At 63.5% G+C, this 17,471-nt stretch carries 15 protein-coding genes and 1 pseudogene; 13 read left to right on the top strand and 3 right to left on the bottom strand.

The genetic code is table 11. The annotated features are described in order from the left end of the window. Window positions 1–8: 8 nt before the first annotated feature. Together PG899_RS12330 and PG899_RS12325 are read right to left on the bottom strand one after the other, a co-directional pair. A complete protein-coding gene (locus PG899_RS12330) occupies window positions 9–1,106 on the bottom strand; it encodes a calcium:proton antiporter (RefSeq protein ID WP_017408799.1) in 1,098 nt (365 codons plus the stop codon). A gap of 173 nt (window positions 1,107–1,279) precedes the next feature. After that, window positions 1,280–2,815 (bottom strand): annotated as a pseudogene (locus PG899_RS12325) (EAL domain-containing protein). A 546-nt stretch (window positions 2,816–3,361) separates the two neighbouring features. On the opposite strand from PG899_RS12325, the gene PG899_RS12320 reads away from it, so the two are divergent. Next, window positions 3,362–5,290, top strand: coding sequence for an RNase E specificity factor CsrD (locus PG899_RS12320; protein WP_168755960.1), 1,929 nt, complete (start codon window positions 3,362–3,364; stop codon window positions 5,288–5,290). A 74-nt stretch (window positions 5,291–5,364) separates the two neighbouring features. Here PG899_RS12320 and PG899_RS12315 read toward each other — a convergent pair whose 3' ends face one another. After that, the gene (locus PG899_RS12315; protein ID WP_423244480.1) at window positions 5,365–6,312 is read right to left on the bottom strand and encodes a 1-aminocyclopropane-1-carboxylate deaminase/D-cysteine desulfhydrase; all 948 of its coding nucleotides are present in this window, start codon (window positions 6,310–6,312) and stop codon (window positions 5,365–5,367) included. Between the two features lie 69 nt (window positions 6,313–6,381). Between PG899_RS12315 and mshI the strand changes: the two genes are divergently transcribed. From mshI to PG899_RS12255, 12 genes are all read left to right on the top strand, one after another. Further along, on the top strand, window positions 6,382–7,245 hold the full coding sequence (gene mshI / locus PG899_RS12310) for an MSHA fimbrial biogenesis protein MshI (protein WP_270697405.1): 864 nt from the start codon (window positions 6,382–6,384) through the stop codon (window positions 7,243–7,245). Next, the gene (mshI1, locus tag PG899_RS12305; RefSeq protein ID WP_045528781.1) at window positions 7,245–7,838 is read left to right on the top strand and encodes an MSHA fimbrial biogenesis protein MshI1; all 594 of its coding nucleotides are present in this window, start codon (window positions 7,245–7,247) and stop codon (window positions 7,836–7,838) included. Before mshI ends, mshI1 begins: the two co-directional genes overlap by 1 nt. Continuing rightward, on the top strand, window positions 7,838–8,485 hold the full coding sequence (gene mshJ / locus PG899_RS12300; protein ID WP_211067054.1) for an MSHA fimbrial biogenesis protein MshJ: 648 nt from the start codon (window positions 7,838–7,840) through the stop codon (window positions 8,483–8,485). The genes mshI1 and mshJ overlap by 1 nt, the downstream gene beginning before the upstream one ends. Further along, window positions 8,478–8,804 (top strand): MSHA fimbrial biogenesis protein MshK, encoded by a 327-nt coding sequence (gene mshK / locus PG899_RS12295; protein ID WP_270697404.1) that lies wholly within the window; start codon window positions 8,478–8,480, stop codon window positions 8,802–8,804. The genes mshJ and mshK overlap by 8 nt, the downstream gene beginning before the upstream one ends. Before the next feature lie 70 nt (window positions 8,805–8,874). Continuing rightward, window positions 8,875–10,548, top strand: a complete 1,674-nt coding sequence (gene mshL, locus PG899_RS12290; protein ID WP_257685627.1) for a pilus (MSHA type) biogenesis protein MshL — start codon at window positions 8,875–8,877, stop codon at window positions 10,546–10,548. A 77-nt stretch (window positions 10,549–10,625) separates the two neighbouring features. Further along, complete coding sequence (mshM, locus tag PG899_RS12285; protein ID WP_270697403.1) at window positions 10,626–11,516, top strand: MSHA fimbrial biogenesis protein MshM; 891 nt, start codon at window positions 10,626–10,628, stop codon at window positions 11,514–11,516. Beyond that, a complete protein-coding gene (mshN, locus tag PG899_RS12280) occupies window positions 11,513–12,610 on the top strand; it encodes an MSHA fimbrial biogenesis protein MshN (protein ID WP_270697402.1) in 1,098 nt (365 codons plus the stop codon). Before mshM ends, mshN begins: the two co-directional genes overlap by 4 nt. Before the next feature lie 32 nt (window positions 12,611–12,642). Beyond that, window positions 12,643–14,352 (top strand): MSHA fimbrial ATPase MshE, encoded by a 1,710-nt coding sequence (gene mshE / locus PG899_RS12275; RefSeq protein WP_270697401.1) that lies wholly within the window; start codon window positions 12,643–12,645, stop codon window positions 14,350–14,352. Between the two features lie 53 nt (window positions 14,353–14,405). Next, window positions 14,406–15,626, top strand: coding sequence for an MSHA fimbrial biogenesis protein MshG (mshG, locus tag PG899_RS12270; protein ID WP_270697400.1), 1,221 nt, complete (start codon window positions 14,406–14,408; stop codon window positions 15,624–15,626). Window positions 15,627–15,690: 64 nt separating this feature from the next. Beyond that, a complete protein-coding gene (locus tag PG899_RS12265; RefSeq protein WP_270697399.1) occupies window positions 15,691–16,152 on the top strand; it encodes a hypothetical protein in 462 nt (153 codons plus the stop codon). A 77-nt stretch (window positions 16,153–16,229) separates the two neighbouring features. Next, complete coding sequence (gene mshB / locus PG899_RS12260; protein ID WP_270697398.1) at window positions 16,230–16,901, top strand: MSHA fimbrial major subunit MshB; 672 nt, start codon at window positions 16,230–16,232, stop codon at window positions 16,899–16,901. A gap of 14 nt (window positions 16,902–16,915) precedes the next feature. Next, entirely contained in the window at window positions 16,916–17,431 is a 516-nt protein-coding gene (locus PG899_RS12255) for a prepilin-type N-terminal cleavage/methylation domain-containing protein (protein ID WP_270697397.1), read from the top strand. Window positions 17,432–17,471 lie beyond the last annotated feature (40 nt).

Below are 17,471 nucleotides of genomic sequence, written 5' to 3'. Positions count from 1 at the left end.
GAACGCGGTTATTCGTGCTCGAACATCAGGAACAGGTACACCACGAACAGCACCAGGTGAGTGGCCCCGTGCAGCACATTGGTGCGGCCGCTGCTGAAGGTCACCTTGCACACCATGAGGGTGGTAAACAGCAGCACCATGTCGGCGGCGGAGAGGCCCAGGCGCACCTCTTGCCCCAGCATGGCGCCGATGAACAGCACCGCAGGTACGGTGAGGGCGATGGTGGCCAGCACCGAGCCGAAGTAGAGGTTCATGGCCCGCTGCAGCTGATTGTTGAAGGCCGCCTTGATGGCGCCGACCGCTTCGGGGGCCAGCACGATACAGGCGACGATGAAGCCGCCCAGCGCCGGCGGCGCCGCCAGCACCTTGACCCCGTGGTTGATGGGAATGGCGAGGGTCTTGGCCAGCAGGATCACCACCACCAGATAGGCGAGCAGCAACAGGGTGTGGTAGACGTTGCTCTGCAGCGGGCCGTGGTGCTCTTCGTAATCTTCGTGATCGCTGTCGATGAAGAAGTGGCTGTGGCTGCGGGTCTGGATCAGCAGGAAGACGCCGTAGAGCAGCACCGAGATGATGATCAGCATCCAGGACATGGCGCTCGACATGCTGCCGATGTTGCCCCCTTCGGTGAAGTTGGGCAGCACCAGGCAGAGCAGCGCCAGCGGAATGATGGCCACCAGATAGGATTTGACCCCGTCCAGATTGAAGCTCTGGGTGTGGTAGCGCCAGCCGCCGAACAGCAGGGTGAAGCCCACCAGGCCGTTGGTCACCAGCATCACCACGGCAAACATGGTGTCGCGGGCCATCACCGGATTGGGTTCGCCGGTCAGCATGACCGAGGAGATCATCACCACTTCCAATGAGATGACCGACAGGGTGAGGATCAGGGTGCCAAAAGGCTCGCCAAGCTTGATGGCAAGGGCATCCGAGTGGCGCACCACCGAGAAGATGGCCCAGGTGACGATGGCAAGCAGCACCGCCGAGACAGGAAGATAAATCCCGAGCGGAGTGGCCTCTGTCAGCAGGTCGCTGCCGAGCGTCTTGAAAAAGAGCAGGGTGAGCAGGCCAACGGGCAGGGCAATCTCTTGCCGGATAAATGACTTCATAGGCAATGGTTCTCATCATCAGGGCGGCGTGAGCCGACGGGTAAGGAACAGGGTGGCGGCGCCACACGAGGTGGCGCGCCTGTTCATGATAAAGGGAGTTGTCCGCTCAAGGGAAAATCATTTTGTTGCTCATTGTGTTGCAAGATATGAGCGGCCGGCCTCGGCAGTATGGCTCATCGCTCGCCCGTGTGGTTCTGATACCAGGCCAGCAGCCAGATCTTCAGCTTGGTCAGCGCCATGGGCTGTGCATAGACATAGCCCTGGATCAGGTGCACGCCGCGTTGGCCAAGGTAATCCACTTGAGATTGACGCTCGACCCCTTCAGCGATCATCTCCATGCCCGATTCGCGGCCGAAGGCGATGGTGGCATCCAGCACGCTGCGCTTGAGGTCGTCGGTGCCTATGGTGTCGACGAACATCTTGTCGATCTTGATCTGGCGGATGCCGAGCCGCTGTAGATAGGCGAAGCCGCCGTAACCGGTGCCGAAGTCATCCAGCTTGAAGTGGTAGCCCTGTTGCTGCAGGGCGCCGATCTCGGCGATCGCGGTCTCGATGTCGGTGATGGGCTTGCGCTCGGTCAGCTCGAAGGTGAGCTGGGCGGGGGAGGGCCAGCCGTGCAGCAGCAGCAGGTTGCGCAGGTGTGGGTGCTCGAGGTGGGCGGCCACTATGTTGACGCTGACCCACTGGCCGGGGGCGAGTCTGGGCAGATCCGCGATCACTTTTTCCAGCAGCTGGCTGGTCATCGGCAGGATCAGCTGCTGCTCCTCTGCATAGTCGATAAAGGCGCCGGGCGGGATCAGGCCGCCGCCCCGCTGCCAGCGCAGCAGCGCCTCGAAGCCCACCACCTGCTGGCTGCGGCTGTCGACCACGGGTTGATAGAAGGGCACGAACTCGCGCCGTGCCAGCCCGGCCTGCAGCAACCCCTTGAGCGAGCGCCGATAGTTGCGCAGCCCCCAGTAGGCGGCGACCAGCAGGGCCCCGACCGCCGCGCCGCCCCAGAGCCCGTAGTGGCGGGCCTGCTGCTGGGCGTAGCGCTCGAGCGCCTCGCCCGCCCACAGGGTTTGCCGGATCTGCTCATTGGGATCGAGAAAACTGAGGCTGAGGCTCTGGCTGCCGCTCTCCTGCTTGATGGTGCTGTCGCCGCGAGGGAAGGTTGGGCTGGCGACTCCCGGCTGCTGCTGGCTGAACTCCAGATAGAAACAGTTGCGGCAGGGGTACTACAGCAGGGCGTGGCTCCAGCTGTTACTCAGCACCCAGTAGACGATGTTGCCGCCGGTGCGGTAGTAGGCGACCAGCTCCTGCTCGGTGTGAAAGCGGGCCATGGTGGCGGCGATCCCGAACTGCTCCTGGCTGGGGTAGGGTGGCAGTTCGGCCGGGGTGAAGGGCAGGTCCACCCCCAGGCTGGAGCAGCCGCCACCGGCGGCGAGCATGATCCCCTGGATGCGGATGTGGCTGTTGTAAAAGCGGGGATCCCGCAGCAGCGCCATGTCCTGCTCACCGCAGTCGAAGCGAAACTGGGTCAGCTGGCTGCGGATGCTCTCATCCAGCGCCCGATGGCGTTCCGCCAGGGCGGCTTCGATCTCCGTCTTCTTCTCCTGCAGCAGCTGGTGGGCCAGCGGGCTGCCGAGCAGCTGGCTGAGGGGCAGGCTGGCCAGCAGGGGCAGGCAGAACAGCAACAGAGTGAGCCAGAGGGGGGGGATGGGTCGCAAGGGATACCTGCCTGATGAACGAATGGGATGCATATGAGAGGCATCATCATAGTGCATTAGCTGCATCGATTTGAGCGGAGGCGATCACACTTGTGCAGCAGATTTATAATCTGCTGATAAATAATGGTTTTATAAAATCGACTGCTGAAGATTCAATCGCTGACCTGTCATAAATGACAATTGTCCAGCTTATCTGAAGTGGCTAGAGTAGCCGTGCGGTTTGACTCACCGTGTGTTCAATACTCCTGTATCTGTTTTTTTGTCAGTAGCACAGAGTGTTAGTTTTGATATGAGTGTTTCTTTTGGTCCCCTTTGTGGGACCATTTTTCTGCCCGTTGTTCAGCCAGTGCGCTGAGTTCCCTCCCGTTTCTTCCCCTCATCCGTCATTTTTTGGCCGTCACCCCGCCCGGGGCTTGGTGTTCTCGTACCGGTTTGGGTATGCTCGCCCGCTTAATTCCAGAAGCGGGATCTTCGTCCATAGGCGCGCTTCGAGGTTGGCTGATACGATGAAGCCACATGGATGTTGTCGGGCATATGGAAAGGCACATGAAACTGACCACTCAGCTTGTCTCGTTTATTACCCTGTGTGTCATTGCGGCCATGGCCATGGTGCTGCTTGGCGGGGTGTTCAGCTTTCGTGAGCTGGGCATGGAGATGCAACAGAAGAAGGTCAACTCGCTGGTCGAGATCATCGACAAGCAGCTGGAGGTAGCCGACGATCATCAGGATCTCACCCGCTGGCTGCCGACCCTGCTGCGCTCGGCCCACGTGGTGGAGCTGGAGATCCGCCAGGAGAAGCAGCGGATCTACTGGTTTCGCGACGTGCAGCAGCCGACCGACGAGAGCCTGCTGATCCCCTATCACCAGCCCATGCCCCATCAGCCGGGCATGCAGGCCGACTTCAAGCTGGAGCGGCCGTTCAAGGAGTTCGAGTACTCCATCAAGGCGATGTCCGGCATCTCCCTTGGCGTCTTCATCGTGGTATTCGGCCTCTGGTACTCCATTCGCTGGCTGCGGTTGCAGTTGCGGGGAGCCGAGCTGCTGGCCGAGCGCGCCCAGCTGATCCTCGACAACAAGCTCACCAAGCTGGCCCACGATCCGGCCGACGAGTGGCCGCAGCCGGCCAGCCAGGCCCTCGACTATCTGCTGGCAGAGCTGGCGGATGCCCGCAAGGAGCGCAGCCGTTTCGACAACTTCATCCGCAGCAACGCCTTCGTCGACAAGATGACCGGCATCGGCAACCGGCTGTTCTTCGACAACCGGCTGGAGAGCGCCATCATGGAGGCGAGCGTGATGAGCGGCGGCGTGCTGCTGATCGAGCTGGCCGGCCTGGAGGAGCTGGATCCCGAGCTGAACGGCCGCCAGAGCCAGGATCTGCTGATGGAGGCGAGCGCCTCCATCGCCGCCTTCGTGCGCAAGCACAACGGCGCCCTGCAGGCCCGTTATGCCGGCCAGGTGTTTGCCGTGCTGCTGCCCAACATGTCGGAAAGCGAGATGGTGGATGGCGCCAGCCAGCTGCACAAGAGCCTGCAGCGACTGCACTGGCCCGAGGCGGTCAATCCAGACACCGCCGTCTATCTCGGCGCGGTCTGTTATCAGGCCGAGGATTCCCTGCTCAAGGTGCAGGAGGAGGCGGAGCTGGCGCTCAAGAGCGCGCGGCTGCAGGGCCACACCGGCTGGTTCCTCTACGAGAAACAGCTGGATGAGGAGCAGAGCAGCAAGGGCACGGTGCGCTGGCGCACCCTGATCGGCCGGCGCATCGAAGAGCACGGCATCGACTTCTACGTGCAGCCGGTGCAGCAGGAGCGGGATCAGGTGGTATTGCAGCAGGATCTGCTGATCCGGATCCACGACGAACAGGGGCGGGAGCTGCAGGCCGGCGTCTTCATGCCGATGGCGGAGAAGGCGGGGCTGTTGCTGCCGCTGGATCGGCTGGTGGCGGAGCAGACCCTCGGCCTGCTGCGCCAGCGCTCCGAACAGAGCTGCCCCATTAGCCTGACCCTCTGTGCCCAGAGCCTGCTGCACCGGGAGTTTCAGCGCTGGCTGTTTTTCGATCTGTTCCAGCTGCCGCGCAGCACCAACGAGCGCTTGATCCTGCAACTGTCCGAGGCTCAGGTCACCCGCCACTACGAGGCGCTCAAGCGGCCGTTGCGGGCGCTGCGCATGCTGGGCTGCCAGCTGGCCATCGATCACGCCGGCCAGGATGTGGTGAGCACCCAGTACATCAAGGAGTTCGAGATCAACTTCCTCAAGCTGCACCCCAGCCTGGTGCGCGAGATCCATACCCGCCAGGTGAACCAGATGGCGGTGCGCAGTCTGGTGGGGGGCTGTGCCAACACCCGCACCCGGGTCATCGCCGTGGGGGTGGAGAGCGGCGACGAGTGGAAGATGCTGCGCCACCTCGGGGTGCACGCCGGGCAGGGCCCCTGGTTCGCCGAGCCGGAGAGGCTGGTGCTGGAACCGGCCGGCGCCTGATGAATGCAAGAGAGGGTCGCCTGGGCGACCCTCTCTTTTTGTGGTTCAGCACCGGTATTGCGCCCGGCACGCCGTCACAGGCGCCCCTGCTCCCTCAGTCCCGCCAGCCCCTGCATGCCACCGGTGTGGATGAAGACGATCTTGCTGCCGCGCGGGATGCGGCCTGCCGCCAGCTCGCGAAACAGCCCCCACATCGCCTTGCCACTGTAGATGGGCTCCAGCGGCAGGCCCGTTTCGGCGCTGAAGGCTTGCACCCATTGCCAGAGCGCCGGGCTGAATTTGGCATAGCCGCCGTCGTGGTGATCCAGCGCGATCCGCCAGCCGGGCGTGTCGGCGGCGGCAGGATGGAGTCGGCGCACCTCGTCGGCAATGAAGCTCCCCCCCTTGAGTACCGCGATGGCGAGGATCTGCTGCGGTGCCCGTTTGCCGGCGATGAGCCCGGCCAGGGTGCCGCCGCTGGCGCAGGGCAGCACCCAGAGATCCGGCGAGAAGGGCACTTCATCGACCAGCTCGGCCACCCCGGGAATGGCCAGCGGGCTGCTGCCCCCTTCCGGCACTATCAGGGTCTCTTCATCCTCGAATTGGGCCAGCCAGGCGGGATCCTGCCGCCGCCGGTAGCTTTGGCGGTCGACAAAAACGAGATCCATGCCCCAGCCTTTTGCAGCGCTCAGAGTGCAGTTGCTGACGGCTTCCGGCTCCCCGCGTATGATGCCGGTAGTGCGCAGGCCAGATTGGCACCCCGCCGCCGCCAGGGCATGGATGTGATTGGAGTAGGCGCCGCCAAACGAGAGCAGATGCCGTTTGCCCTGCTCTCTGGCGTGCAACAGGTGGTACTTGAGCTTGCGCCACTTGTTGCCCGAGATGGCGGGGTGGATCAGATCGTCCCGTTTGCACCAGAGTTGGACTCCATAGACGCTCAACAGCGGGTGCGAGACAGCTTGCAGCGGCGAGGGCAACAGGGCGGGCTGCAGGGTCGGCTGCGCCATCGGGGACGATTGGGGTGACAATGAGTAATCGGTCATTTATCTGGAGGCTAATGCTCTGTTTATGCTAAGGTTTAATCCGTTTTGGGCAGCCAGGTGCGGGTTTCAATGAAACAACTTTTCAGACGTTCGACCCCCAGCCGTCAGGTAGGACTCCTGCTGGCCAGCGATCGGATCATGCTGGCTTCGCTCGGCAACCCGCCCATCTTCGCCACCCGCGCCATCAATGGCCCGCAAGAGTGGTCCCAGGCCATGACCGAGCTGTTCAGCCGCCACGGCCTCGCCAAGTCTAAGGTGCGAGTCGCCCTCGCGGCCAGCCTTTATCAACAGGTCCAGATCGACAAGCCCGCCGTTCCCGATGCCGAAATGGCCGGTGCCCTGCCCTGGGCGATCAAGGATTACGTCAGTGAATCCGTGCTGCAGCTCGCCATGGATTATGTGGATCTGCCCACCCCGCCGGCGGGCCGGCCGCGCATCAACGTGATCTGCGTGCCCAAGACGCGGGTGCAGCAGCTGGCGGATGCGGTCAACGGCATCGCCAGCCTGGACGCCATCGTCAGCGACGAGCTGGCGATGACCGCGCTGTACGAGCCGGATCAGACGGTGCGCATGCTGCTGTGGCAGCCGAAGGGGCAGGATCTGCAACTGCTGGTGTTCCATCAGGGGGGGCTCTGCTTCTCCCGCCAGTTGCGCGGTTTTGGCGCCCTCACTGGCGAGCATGAGCCTGACGCCATGCTGCTCGATTCGCTGGCGCTGGAGATCCAGCGCTCCCTCGATTACTTGGTTGGCCAGCTCAAATTGCCGGAACTCGGCCAGATGCAGCTCGCCATCGCTTCGCCCTTCATCGGTACCCTGGTGCGCCACATGGAGCAGACCTTCGGCTTTGCCGTCTCCGCCATGGCCAACAAGGCGATCCTGTCCGGCGTGGAATATCTCTCGGCTTATGCCGCCGCTCTGGGGGAGGATGCCTGATGAAACGCCAGATCAACCTCTACGGCGCCGAGTTTAGGCCCAGACGGCAGTGGGCCAGCCTCAACCAGATGGCGCTGGTATGGGGCGGCAGCGTGCTGTTGCTGCTGTGCGCCGCCGGCGTCATCGCCTGGCAGCAGCACGCTGTCGAGCGCGAGCTGGTGCAGGTGCGGGCGGCGCTGGAGATCAAGCGTGGCGAGGCGCAGCGGCTGGATGCCGAGCTGGCCCGTCACCAGGCCGATGGCCTGCTGCAACAGCAGCTTGTCACCAAGCAGGAGGAGCTGACCGCCAAGCAGGGCCTGATGCGGCAGCTGGGCAGCCTGGCGCTGCAAAAATCCCAGGGCTATGCCGGGCTGATGGCCGATCTCTCCCGCATCCGCGATCCGCAGCTCTCCTTGCAGCGGATCGAGATCGCCGACGGCTACGTCAACCTGTCCGGCTTCGCCGGGCGCAGCCAGGATGTGCCGGCCTGGGTCAACCGTTTCAAGCAGACCCCGTCGCTGGCGGGCAAGCAGTTTGGTGAGCTGACGTTAAGCCGTGACAAGGAGGGCCGGCTGGCCTTCCAGCTCAGCGGCATCGAGCGGGAGAAGCCCTGATGAGCCTGAAAGAGCAGTGGCAGGCCTGGGCCGATAAGATCACCGCCCTCAGCCAGCGCGAGCGGGTACTGATCCTGCTGACCGGGGTGGTCGTGGTTGGCGCCGTTGCCATCTATGGCTGGCTGGATGGGGCCGCGGTGCGGCTGGAGCAGGAGCGGCTGGCGCTGAGCACTGCCCAGCGGGATCTGGAGATCATGGATCTCGAGAACCAGGGCAAGCAGGCCAAACTGGCGCGGGATCCGGATCTGCACGTGCGTACTCAGCTGGCGCAGCTGGATGGCGAGCTGGGCAAGCTGGACGCCGAACTCAAGGCCCAGACGGTGGATCTGATCCAGGCCCACGAGATGCCGGCCGTGCTGGAGGCCCTGCTGTCGCGCTCCGCCAATCTGCACATGGTGGCACTCACGTCGCTGACGCCGGAGCCGCTGATGGCGGGCGAGCAGCGCATCAACCTGTTCAAGCACGGCATCCGGCTCAAGCTGGAGGGCGGCTATTTCGATGTGTATCAGTATCTCAAGGCGCTGGAGGGGCTGCCGCGCCACTTCTACTGGAAGCAGTTTGACTACCAGGTGCGGGAGTATCCCAAGGCGGTGGTGGAGATGGAGATCTACACCCTCAGCACCAGCAAGGAGTTTATCCGTGGCTAGATGGTTTCCCCTGTGGGCGTGTCTGTTCAGTCTGCTGGCACAGGCGCAGCCCGAGCTGTTGCAGGACCCCACCTCGCCTTTGAGCGGCGCGACCAGCGGCGCCAGTGCAACCGACCAGCGCGAGGCCGGTTTGCCCAGGCTGCAGAGCATTATGCTGGGCAACGGCCCGGCACTGGCGGTGCTCAACGGCAGCAGTTATCGGGTCGGCCAGCAGGTCGACGGTTATCGCGTGGTGGCCATAGGTGCAGATGCCGTGGTGCTGGAGAAGGGGGGCAAGCGCCAGTCGCTGACCCTGTTTGCCAGCAAGGTCCGGATCTGAACGCGCTCCACCCGGGATGGGCGGAGCCAGGTTTGTCGAGTTTAATTGCAAGTCAGGGTGCACTTATTACATGAAAAAACATCATCTCTGCCTGATCTCCGCCGCCGTGTTGACGGCAGGCTGTACCAGCTACCGGCACCCCGAACCCGTGCAGGCCAAGGACGCACTCAGGCATGCCATGACCGAGCAGAACAAGGGCGGGGCGCTGACCAGCGTGCCCAAGTCGGTACAGAGCGAACTGCTGCAGCTCAATCGTCCGCCCCAGGCCATCAGCATGCCGGAAGCGCGGCTGCGCATTGCCGCCCACGACGTGGATGCGGTGGAGTTTTTCGGCTCCCTGTTCAAGGGCTCTCGCTACAGCGTGGCGGTGCACCCCGGGGTGGCAGGCCAGATCTCGGTCGAGCTCAAGGACGTGACCCTGACCGAAGTGCTGGCGGTGGTGGGCGACATGTACGGCTTCGACGTGCAGCGCAAGGGCAACGTGTTCCACGTCTACCCGGCCGGGCTGCGCACCGAGACCATCCCGGTCAACTACCTGATGATGTCCCGGCGCGGTCTCTCCCGTACCTCGGTCAGCACCGGCGGGGTGGCCTCTAACGACAACAACAGCAGTAATAACAACAACTTCGATAACGCTAACAACAACACCAACAACAGTACCAGCAACCGCTCTTCCAACGGCAACTCAAACAGCGACAGCAACGGCACCCGCATCGAGACCGACACCAACAGCGACTACTGGACCGATCTGCGCGACACCCTGCAGACCCTGATCGGCAGCGGCGACGGCCGCGCCGTCATCACCAGCCCGCAGGCGGGCCTGGTGACCATCCGGGCCTATCCGAAGGAGCTCAAGGCGGTGCGCGAGTTCCTCAATCAGTCAGAGAGCCACTTGAAGCGTCAGGTGGTGCTGGAGGCGCGGATCCTGGAGGTGGCCCTCAACGAGGGTTACGAGCAGGGGGTGGACTGGAGCGGTCTCTCCGCCAGCTGGGATGGCAACAAGGGCATTACTGGCGGTGGTTCGCTGACGCCGAGCACGATTGCCAACACCCCGAACCAGATCTTCAGCGCCCTGGGCGGCGGGGCCGGCTTCAAGATTTCCGATGGCAACTTCAACGTGGCGGTCAACCTGCTCAAGACCCAGGGGGACGTGAATACCCTCTCCAGCCCGCGGGTGACGGCGACCAACAACCAGAAGGCGGTGATCAAGGTGGGGACCGACGAGTATTTCGTCACCAACGCCTCCACCACGACCACAACCTCAGGCACATCGGCACCGATAGTCACGCCCAATGTAGAGCTGACTCCCTTTTTCTCCGGCATCGCGCTGGACGTAACGCCGCAGATCGACGAAGAGGGCAAGGTGCTGCTGCATATCCACCCCTCCGTCATCGACACCGAAGAGCAGAAGAAAACCATCGATGTCGGCACGGCGGACCCCTTGATCCTGCCGCTGGCCAAGAGCTCGATCCGCGAGTCCGATACCGTGGTGCAGGCCAACAACGGCGACATCATCGTCATCGGCGGCCTGATGAAGACCGACAAGCAGGAGATCGTCAGCAAGGTGCCGCTGCTGGGGGACATTCCCTGGGTCGGCGAGGCCTTCACCAACCGCCGGGAAAGCACCAAGAAGGTGGAGCTGGTGATCCTGCTCAAACCGACCGTGGTGGAGAAGGACACCTGGCAGAACGAACTGCAGCGCTCCTCCGAGCTGCTCGACAAATGGTATCCGCCCAAGGGCTGAGTCATGATCCTGGACCGGTTTGACCACGTGCCGGAGGCCATCATGGGCTCCCGGGCAGAGATGGCAAGGGATTGCCCATGTACCTGAACCACTTCGGTTTGCAGGAGGCTCCCTTCGGCCTCACCCCCAACACCGGTTTCTATTACGGGTTGCCCCCGCACGAGGAGGCGCTGCAGGTGCTCAACTGGGCGCTGGCGCAGGGGGAGGGCTTCATCAAGGTGACCGGCGAGGTTGGCACCGGCAAGACCCTGCTCTGCCGCAAGCTGCTGAGCGAACTGGGCTCCGAGGAGCGGCCGGTGCGTCTGGCCTGGTTGCCCAATCCCCATCTCAACCCGGCCGAGCTGCGCATCGCCCTGGCACTGGAGCTGGGACTGGCGGTGCGGGATCAGAGCGAGCTGGATCTGACCGATCGCATCCATCGCCACCTGATCGCCTTGCACCAGCAGGGGAGTCGGGTGGTGGTGCTGATCGACGAGGCGCAGGCGCTGCCGGACGAGACGCTGGAGGCGATCCGGCTGTTCGGCAACCTGGAGACCGAATCGAGCAAGCTGCTGCAGATCGTGCTGTTCGGCCAGCCCGAGCTGGATGCGAGGCTGGCCAAGCCCCATCTGCGCCAGCTGCGCCAGCGGATCGGCTTCTCCTACTGCCTGCGGCCGCTGCGTTTCGATGAAACCCGGGCCTACCTGGAGCACAGATTGCAGATTTCCGGTTATCGCGGGGCCCCGCTGTTTGGCGGCCGGGCGCTGCGCCTGCTGTGGCGCGCCTCGCGCGGTATTCCGCGACTCATCAACATACTGGCGCAGAAGTGCCTGATGCTGGCCTATGGCCAGGGGGCGCGCCAGATCGACAGCCGGCTGGTGCGGCTGGCCGTGCGCGACACCGACGATGCCCGCCGCTTGGTGCCGCGGCGCTGGTGGCCACTCGTGCTGCTGCTGGGCTGCGCCCTCGCCTATGGAGTCTGGCAATGAGCGTGATCAATCAGATGCTCAAGGATCTGGAACAGCGCCAGCAGGGGGGCGAGGGGGCCGTCTATGTGCCACCCGTGCGCCAGCAGGGCTGGTGGATGCTGCTGCTGACCCTGATCTGCGGGCTGGCGCTCGGCATTCTGGGCTGGCGCACCTGGATCTACTGGCAGCAGAGCCAGCGGGTCGTCGAGGCCCGCCAGCTGCAGGCGGCCGGCGAGCCCACACCGGACGCCATCGCCCGTGCGGTTCCCGCAGCGGTGCCGGCCAGTACAGAACAAGAGCCGGTGGATCAGGTGGTGGCGCTGCCGACCCCGCGCCACCTTGCCGCCCCGCCTACCGCCGAGCCGCAGCAGGCGCAAGAGAGTGCAGCCGATGATGCCGACGTGGCTGCCATCGATGAGGAGGGGCCGAGCGACGAGGAGCTGCAACCCGACCTCTATGCCGAGCTCGCGGCGGAGCAGGAGGCCCCCGCGGCCGCGGCGCGCAAGCCCGGCGTGCTCAAGATAGAGACGGTCAACCTCTCCGAGGCCGAACTGGCCACCCTGGCCGAGCGCAAGGCCACCACCGCCATGGCCAAGGGGCAGCTGCGCGATGCCCAGGACAACTACTATCAGGTGCTGGCCCACGACCCGCGCAATCAGGGGGCGCGCGAGCAGCTGGCGGGTCTGCTCTATGGCGAGGGGCGGCTGAGCGAGGCGAGCCAGTTGCTGGAAGAGGGGCTCAGGTTCGATCCCGAACAGGCCGATTTCCGGCTGCTGCTGGCACGGCTCGCCATCAGTGGCGGCGATCAGCTCAAGGCGCTCGGCTGGCTGACCGGCCATCGACCGGATCTGGCCAGCAATCTGGATTATTACGCCACCTGGGCCGGGCTCAGCCAAGAGCTGGGTCAGCATGCCGAGGCGGCGGATCTTTACGTGAAATTGTTGCGCCAGCAGCCGGATCAGGGCCGCTGGTGGCTCGGGCTCGGCGTAGCCGAAGATGGCCAGGGCCACAGCCAGCGGGCGCTGGATGCCTATCGCAATGCCCAGTTGCACGGCAACCTGGGCGAGGCGTCGACCAGCTGGCTCGAACAGCGGATTGCCCAGCTCGCCCCCTGACGGGCGGCCGGGATCACTTTTTTGGAGTTTGCATGGCACAACCCAGACTGAAAATGCGCCTCGGCGACCTGCTGGTACAAGAGCAGATCATCTCGGATGATCAGCTGCAGCTCGCCCTGCAGCAGCAGCGTCAGACCGGCCGCAAGCTGGGCACCACCCTGATCGATCTCGGCTTCATCAGCGAGGTGCAACTGCTGCAGTTTCTCGCCCGCCAGCTGGATGTGCCCTTCTTCGATCTCAACAACCTCACCATAGATGCGTCGGCGGTGCCGCTGCTGCCGGAAGTGCAGGCGCGCCGCTATCGTGCGCTGGCGGTCAACCTCACCGACAACAAGGTGACGGTGGCCATGTCGGATCCGGCCGACTTGAGCGCCCTCGACGCCATCGCGGCGCTGCTGCGCCCGCGGGAGATGGGGCTGGCGGTGGCGCGGGAAGGCCAGCTGCTGGAGTATTTCGACCGCCTCTATCGTCGCACCCGCGAAATAGAGAGCTTCGCCGAACAGCTACACGAGGAGTATCAGGACGCCGGCTTCGAGCTGGGCTCCAGCAATCTGGGGGCCGGCGACGAGGGGGAGGCGACGGTGGCCAAGCTGCTGCGCTCCCTGTTCGAGGATGCGGTGCAGGTGGGAGCCTCCGATATTCACATCGAGCCGGACGAGAAGGTGCTGCGCATTCGCCAGCGCATCGACGGCATCCTGCACGAGAACATCCTGAGCGAGGTGCGTATCGCCCAGGCGCTGGTACTGCGCCTCAAGCTGGTGGCCGGCCTCGATATCTCCGAGAAGCGGCTGCCGCAGGATGGCCGCTTCAACATGAAGGTGCGCGGCCGCGACGTGGATGTGCGGATGTCGACCATGCCGGTGCAGTACGGCGAATCCGTGGTGATGCGGCTGCTGGACCAATCCTCCGGCATCCTGTCGCTGACCGAGACCGGCATGCCGCCGGAGATCCTGACCCGCTTCCGGCGCCAGCTCAAGCGACCCCACGGCATGATCCTGGTGACGGGCCCAACCGGTAGCGGCAAGACCACCACCCTCTACGGCGCTCTCTCCGAGCTCAACCAGGCCAGCCAGAAGATCATCACGGTGGAAGATCCGGTGGAATACCGGCTGCCCAGGGTCAACCAGGTTCAGGTCAATCCCAAGATCGGGCTCACCTTCTCCCACGTGCTGCGCTCCACCCTGCGTCAGGATCCGGACATCCTGCTGGTGGGTGAGATGCGGGACAATGAAACGGTGGAGATCGGCCTGCGCGGCGCCATCACCGGTCACCTGGTGCTGACCACGCTGCACACCAACGATGCGGTGACCAGCGCCCTGCGCCTCATCGACATGGGGGCCCCCGGCTATCTGGTGGCGAGCGCGCTGCGGGCCGTGGTGGCCCAGCGGTTGGTGCGGCGGGTGTGCGAGCACTGCGTCGAGGAGAAGGCGCCGGATGAAGGCCAAGCCACTTGGCTGACCGTGCTCTCCGGCGAAGCTCCGGGCCAGCACGTCTATCACAAGGGGCGCGGCTGCCAGAGCTGCAACTTCACCGGCTATGCCGGCCGGATCGGGGTGTACGAGCTGCTGGAGCTGGATCAGCCCATGATGGACTCCCTGCGCCGCAACGACACCGAAGGGTTTGCCAAGGCGGCCCGCCAGCACCCGCACTACCGGCCGCTGGCGCTGACCGCGCTCGATTACGCCCGCCAGGGGATCACCTCGGTGGACGAGGTGCTGCGGCTGGCGGAGGACCTGGGGTAAGTGATGACCAACTTCATCGGCAATGAACACGGCCGGCTGGCGCGAGGCACCCCATGAGCAGCTTCGCCTACAAGGGGCGCGACAGCCAGGGCAATGCCGTCAGCGGGGTGGTGGACGCGGCCAACGAGATGGCTGCGGCCGAGCAGTTGATGCGCCGCGGTGTGATGCCGACCGAGTTGAAGCCCGGCAAGGCGAAGGCGGCCGCCCTCGACTGGTCGCTCTTGCTGGAGCGGGGCGTGCGGCTGGACGAACTGGTGGTGTTCAGCCGCCAGATGTATGCCCTGACCCGGGCCGGCATCCCCATCCTGCGTGCCATCGCCGGGCTGGAGGAGAGTGCCCACAGCAAGCCGCTCAAGCGGGCGCTGCACGCGCTGGGAGAGGATCTGGGCAACGGCCGGCCGCTGTCGAGCTCGATGCAGGCCCATCCCAGGGTGTTCAGCAGCCTGTTCGTGGCCATCATCCACGTGGGGGAGAACACGGGCCAGCTGGAAGAGGCATTCTTGCAGCTTGCCAACTATTTCGAGCTGGAGCTGGAAACCCGCAAGCGGATCAAGACCGCCATGCGCTACCCCAGCTTCGTGCTGATTGCCATCGGCATCGCCATGGTGATCCTCAACATCATGGTGATCCCGGTCTTTGCCGGCATGTTCGCCAAATTTGGCGTCGAGTTGCCGCTGGCGACCCGGATCCTGCTCGCCACCTCCCACTTCTTCGTGCACTACTGGTGGGCGATGCTCGGCGTGTTGCTGGCCATGGTGTTTGGCTGGCGGCGCTGGGTGAGCACGGTCAAGGGCAAGCTGACTTGGCACAGATGGCAGCTCAAGTTGCCGATCGTCGGCACCATCATAGAGCGCTCCCTGTTGGCCCGCTTTGCCCGCAGCTTCTCCATGATGCTCAAGGCCGGGGTGCCGCTCAACACTGCGCTGAGCCTGGTGGCCGATGCGGTGGACAACGCCTGGATGGCGGGCCGGATCCGCGACATGCGGGCCGGCATCGAGCGGGGTGAGAGTCTGCTGCGCACCGCCGGCAGCAGCGGCCTGTTCACCCCGCTGGTGATGCAGATGATTGCGGTGGGGGAAGAGACCGGCCAGGTCGATGATCTGCTGCACGAGGCGGCCGAGTATTACGAGCGGGAGGTGGACTATGACCTCAAGAGCCTTACCGCCCGGATCGAGCCGATCCTGATCGGGATCGTGGCGGTCATGGTATTGATCCTGGCGCTGGGTATCTTTACGCCGATGTGGGACATGATGCGGGCCGTACGCGGCAAGTAACCGGTATCTCTACGGTCACTGAGGCGGGCGGTGTGGATAAGCGGCAGAGTGTGGAGCGAGATGGGTGAGTCGACAGTCACAACAGGATGATCACTGGCTGGGGAGCTATCGGCGGCTGGCCGTGGGGATCCTGTTGTTGATCATGGTGGCGACCCTGGCCCGGAGCTATCTTGTCCACCGGGAGGAGGCGCTGGCCGTCAGCCTGACCCTGCTGGGGGAACAATTTGCCGAGCGTGCACAAAGGTTGCATGGGCTCTGGCTCGATCAGCGGCGTCCTGCCGTGCTGCATGCCGATGGGATGGCCTGGCAGTTTGATGAGCGTGGCTGGCCACTGGGTGCCGGCACAATGATGACGCCGTCGGAAAACTGCCGCTGGCTGTGGGAGCAACTCATTGGTACCACGGCGTCCACCCAGCCGCCGGTGCAGTCCTTGGCGAGCCTGGATGGTGAAGGGTGCCAGTTCGGCTGGGAGAATAATTGGCTGATTTATCAATTTTCTGACGGCAGAGTGCACCAAAAGCCCTGAATGAGGCTTGTTTTGCGATTCAGCTAAATGATTTTTTTATATCTGCATGAAATAATGTGGGTTATTACGGAGGGTCCATGACAACAACGCGACTGGTACCAAGATATTCCGGTGTGGCGAGTCCCCATCGGGCGGAGGGTTTCTCGTTGATCGAGCTGGTGATCGTCATCGTCATCCTGGGGATCCTGGCGGTCACCGCCTTGCCCCGTTTTCTCGATGTCACGGACGAAGCCAAGAAAGCCAGCGTGGAGGGGGTTTCCGGCGGGTTTGCCACCGGCGTGTCGCTGGTGCGGGCTCAATGGGAGGCCGAAGGGCGCGCCAAGCAGGACAGCCTCAACACAGTGCTCTATGACGGTTCACGCTTTTATCTGACCACGCCGACCGACACCCAGGTCAGCAACGGCGAGCTGTCGCCCGGCTATCCCATGGATACCTCGGCCGGTGGCGGTATCGACGTGGATCCGGCCAACCTGACGGCCCCGCGCTGTCTCAAGATTTGGGAGGGTCTGCTGCAGAATCCACCCAAGGCTACCGCCAGCTTCAGCGAGGTGCGTGGTAGCGGCAATGACCTGAAATACTATGTCAGTGTGACCAATAACGGCCTGGACTCGGTCTGCCGCTACTATCTGGTCAATAGTTTGAGTAAGGGTAGTGATGGCAAGTATCAGGATCCGCAAGGTAGTACTGATGCATTCATGAGTTTCAGTTACCGTCCGGCTTCCGGTCAGGTGACCACCAATATCAATTGACAGAGGAAAGTAATATGAAAAAACAGGCGGGTTTTACCCTGATCGAACTGGTCATCGTGATCATCATTCTGGGTATCCTGGCAGTGACCGCTGCTCCCAAGTTCCTGAATCTGCAGGATGATGCCAAGAAGGCCGCGGCAGATGGCGTGCTCTCGGGTGTCAGTAGTGCAATGCAGCTGGTTTACAGTAAGTCTGCCCTCGAAGGTGAAGAGAAGAAACCAAAAGCTGACAACCCTGCAGTAGATGCTGCTGGGGGGGCCGTAACGACTAGCTACGGTTATCCGACCGCTGATGCGGCTGGAATTGAAAAGGCGATCAGCCTCGATGGCGCTTGGAAAGGAGCGGGGCTAACTGTTACTCAAGGCAGCATAGCAGCCTATCAGTTCTACTCGACAGATAAAGACGGTAATGCGGCTACTGGCACCCCTTGCGTGATCTATACCGAGGCCAGCGGTGAGACGGTTGCAGCCAAGGTCGTGAAAGGTACTGTTACTGGTACTGGTGCTAATGCCAAATGTGTTGCCCCCTAACAGTTGCATCGAAAGCGAGGCTTTGGCCTCGCTTTTACTA

This window comes from Aeromonas sp. QDB39, assembly GCF_027707585.1.
Lineage (GTDB): Bacteria > Pseudomonadota > Gammaproteobacteria > Enterobacterales > Aeromonadaceae > Aeromonas > Aeromonas hydrophila.
This window is presented reverse-complemented; position numbering and strand designations above follow the sequence as displayed.